At 47.0% G+C, this 3,481-nt stretch carries 3 protein-coding genes; all 3 read right to left on the bottom strand.

What is annotated here, in order from left to right:
* Positions 1-428, bottom strand: a 428-nt coding sequence (locus CBI30_RS10795; RefSeq protein ID WP_143744396.1) for a helix-turn-helix domain-containing protein, incomplete at its 3' end; no start/stop codon positions are given.
* 101 nt (positions 429-529) lie between these two features.
* Complete coding sequence (locus CBI30_RS10790; RefSeq protein WP_088528301.1) at positions 530-2,542, bottom strand: TRAP transporter permease; 2,013 nt, start codon at positions 2,540-2,542, stop codon at positions 530-532.
* A gap of 98 nt (positions 2,543-2,640) precedes the next feature.
* Positions 2,641-3,481: TAXI family TRAP transporter solute-binding subunit (locus CBI30_RS10785; RefSeq protein WP_088528300.1), on the bottom strand; the 841-nt coding region annotated here is incomplete at its 5' end.

The raw sequence follows: 3,481 nt of genomic DNA, 5'->3' as shown, positions 1-3,481 counted from the left end.
TCCAAACGTCGTCGCAACTCTGCAGGTGTGAGTTCCGAGACAGGCTTTTTGAGTAATGCTTTGATATTAAATTGGGACATAGGCTGTTGTCCTCTCTGTCGATTGGCAAGGGCTGTAATACCGCCCTCATTGTAGAGTTTTTGCCATCGCAATACAGTGCTCATGCTGCGGATGCCAAAGTGGGCCGCAGCTGGTCTGGCCGATACTTGGTGTTTGGTCATGTACTGCAGCACTTCAAGCTTGAACTGGGGAGGGTGACGTTGGTGGTCTGGAGTAAGGCCACCAGGGCCATGCGCTTGATAGGCCAAAAACCAGTCTCGGACCTGCGAGTGATTAACCGCAAATAGGTGAGCAACCCGCCTTTGACCACCTGACTTTAAAAACTCTTTAACTACCTTTAGCTTGAACTGCTTGCTGTACTTGCTCATAAAACAAAACCCCCTTGGTTGGACTTGGCGTCCAACTTTTGGGGGTCAGTTCACATGTGCGGGATTATTTTTGATTTATCCGAAGTATTGCTGCGGGGCGCTCAACTTGAACGAGGGTTCAGCTTGAAGTGCGTAATGGATTGGGTGATGAGCACCAAACCAAAGCCTACAAATCCAATCAGATCTGCTTCAGTGGATGGGTAAGCAAGGGCAACACCGGCGATCACCATGATGATGCGCTCAAAGGTTTTGGTCTTTTCAATAAACCAACCCTGGAGACCACCAGCTAAACAAATGATGCCAACCACAGCTGTAAATGACACCCAGGCAATTTGCATCCAATCAGCTTGCTCTAGTGCTGCTGTCGAGCCCATCAGCAATAAGCTCACGCCAGACTTGTCGAGTACAAACATGAAGGGCACCAAAATAGCTGGCGCAACATACTTCCAAGTTTGCAATGTCGTCTTGTAGGGATTGCCTTTGCAAATCGCCGCTGCCGCAAAGGGCGAGAGTGCTGTTGGAGGAGACACCTCAGAAAGTACTGCGTAATAGAAGATGAACATGTGCGCAGCAAATTCTGGAACGCCAAGGTTAATCAAAGCAGGCGCTGCGATCACAGCGCAGATGATGTAAGACGCTGTTACTGGAACTGCAAGGCCAACAACCCACACCACTAAACCGGTAAAGATAGCTGTTAGTAAGAGAGAGCCGCCTGCATATTGAATGACGATGGAGCTGAACTTCAGACCCAAGCCAGTCAAGGTCACGGTGCCTACAATTAATCCTGCGCCAGCACAGGTAACAGCAATAGCTAAAACGCCAGTCGAGCCTGATGCAAGGGCTTTGGTGAGGTTGGACTTATAGAGTCCCGAGAATATCTTCTCTTTGCCCTGGAACCAATCCCAAGGAATGATCGCAGTATCACGACGTAACATGCTGGAAAGCGCCGAAACAACAGTCGCCCAAAACACTGACATCACTGGCGAGAAGCCAAACATCATAAACACCACAATGGAAATCAATGAGAAGAAATGGAACCAATATTTTTTGGTTAATTGCCAAGCACTTTCGGCTGCCTGGAAATGGATGTTCTTCATGCCATATTTGCGTACATCAATCTCTACCATGACCAATAGGCCAAGGTAAAACAAAATCGTTGGGATGGTTGCCATTAGCAACACATCTAAGTAGGAGATCTTCAGGAAGTCAGCAATCAAGAATGCCGCCGCACCAAGCACTGGTGGGGAGATGATTGCACCTAAGCCACCAGCCGCTAATAATCCGCCTGCAGCATTTTTTTCGTAACCTACTTTTTCCAGCATCGGCGCTGCCACGGAACCAACAGTCACGGTAGTCGCAACACCAGAACCTGAAGGGCCACCCAATAAAAATGAGGAGAGAACAATCGTTCTTCCAACACCAGAGGACTTACCGCCCATGGCGGCAAAAGAGAAATCGATAAAGAATTTGCCGGCGCCAGTGAACTGTAAGAAGGCGCCAAAAATAGTAAAGAGAATAATCAGTGTTGCCGATACGTCTACTGCCGTGCCATAAATACCCTCAAGGGTCATGTACATATAGCCGACTAAGCGATCAAGGTCATAGCCCTTGTGCGTCCATGGTGCTGGCAAGTAGTTGCCAAATAGGGCATACAACAAGAATAAAGAAGTGACAATAACTAGAACCATGCCATTGGTTCTGCGAACGCTTTCTAAAATCAACGCAATGAGGAAGACGCCCACCATGACATCGGTCGAGTTTGGGGCGGTATTACGATCAAAGAGATCATCGCCACTATTCAAGATGTAATAGGCGACAAATACCGCCCCGATGGCAAATAAGATGTCCCACCACATCAGGCGGTTTTTAAAGCGAGCGGCAATTGGGAAACTCAGGAAAACTAAGAACAGTACCAAGGCTACGTGGATCACACGAAGCTGCTGTGTAGGAACGATGGAGTAAGCAGCATACAAATGGAAGAGTGACATACCAACAGCCACTAGGGTGATGAACTTGGCCAAGAGACCTTTGTAGTCATTGGAGTCACCCTCCTCTTGCTTAATAAAGGCGTCTAATTTTTTTTGTGTCTCGTTGTCAATTACTGCTTGTGTCATGTCTCTACCTATGTTTTTTTATAAAGCTTTTTTGGCACTACTAATTCGGAACGATCAAAAAACTGAGGAGTGCCTTATGGGCACTCCTCGTATAACTATTAATTCACTTTGATATTTTTTTCTTTAAAGTACTTCAGTGCGCCCGGATGGTATGCGATTGGGGTGGACTTTTGTTTTTGATTTTCAAGGGTTACGTTGATGTATTCCTTGTGTGTACGAACTAGTTCCAATTTATTGTCAAATACTGCTTTGACAATTTTGTAAGCTTCATCGTCAGTCATATTGGCATTAACAACTAGGATGTTGGCTACGCCAGAAACTTTATTGTCCTTACCCATACCGCTATAGGTTTCTTTAGGGATATCAGCAGCAAAGTAAAGGTTGCCATATTTTTTATTCATGGCGGCTACTTCTGCAGCGTTATCCACCATGACGATTTTCATACCAGGGCTATTAGCCAAATCGGTAACTGCTGCAGTTGGTAGGCCGCCAACCCAGAAGAAAGCATCGATTTTGCGATCTTTAACGGCATTGACCGACTCCGCTACGCTCAAGCGCTCGCGTTTCACATCTTTGTCTTTATCAAGGCCTGCAGCTTCCAGCAAACGAAATGCCATCACTTCAGTAGCGCTGCCTGGGGCACCAGTACTAATGCGCTTGCCCTTTAGGTCTTTCATGGACTTGATCCCAGTGGAGTCCACTGTTACCACATGCATCAGATTAGGATACAAAACTAAGAGAGTGCGTAAATCCACCTTCTTGTTTGCAAACTTACCTTCGCCGTCTTTCGCATCTTTAGCGGCATCTGCCATGGAGAAGCCAACATAAGGTTTACCGGTACCGATGAGGTTCAGGTTATCTACTGAGCCGCCAGTCACTTCAGCGGTAGCCGACATTCCAGGTACTTTGCTGGAAAGCACTGAAGCGAGACCGCCACCC

This window comes from Polynucleobacter aenigmaticus, from assembly GCF_002206635.1.
Classification (GTDB): domain Bacteria; phylum Pseudomonadota; class Gammaproteobacteria; order Burkholderiales; family Burkholderiaceae; genus Polynucleobacter; species Polynucleobacter aenigmaticus.
This window is presented reverse-complemented; position numbering and strand designations above follow the sequence as displayed.